Raw genomic sequence first — 344 nt, 5'->3', positions numbered from 1 at the left:
GGCTTCTTCTTGGCGGCCATGATGCCCTTGAAGGACGGGTAACGCGCCTCGCCCGACTGGTCGGTGACCGACACGACGGCCGGCAGCGACGCCTCCAGCTGCTCGGACGCGGCATCGCCGTCACGACGGCCCTTCACCGTGCCGTCCTCGACGGAGACCTCGGACAGCAGGGTGACCTGCGGGACGCCCAGACGCTCGGCGACCAGCGCCGGCACGATGCCCGCGGTGCCGTCCGTGGACGCCATACCGGAGATCACCAGGTCGTAGCCGGCCTTCTCGATCGCCTTCGCCAGCACCAGCGAGGTGCCGATCGCGTCCGTGCCGTGCAGGTCGTCGTCCTCGAC

1 protein-coding gene is annotated in these 344 nt (G+C 70.3%); it reads right to left on the bottom strand.

What is annotated here, in order from left to right; genetic code table 11:
• Positions 1-344, bottom strand: a 344-nt coding sequence (locus TN53_RS43250; protein ID WP_046264415.1) for an electron transfer flavoprotein subunit beta/FixA family protein, incomplete at both ends; no start/stop codon positions are given.

It is taken from the genome of Streptomyces sp. WM6386, from assembly GCF_000972385.1.
Classification (GTDB): Bacteria; Actinomycetota; Actinomycetes; order Streptomycetales; family Streptomycetaceae; genus Streptomyces.
The sequence above is the reverse complement of the archived record's forward strand: the minus strand, read 5'-3'. Positions and strand labels throughout refer to the sequence as shown.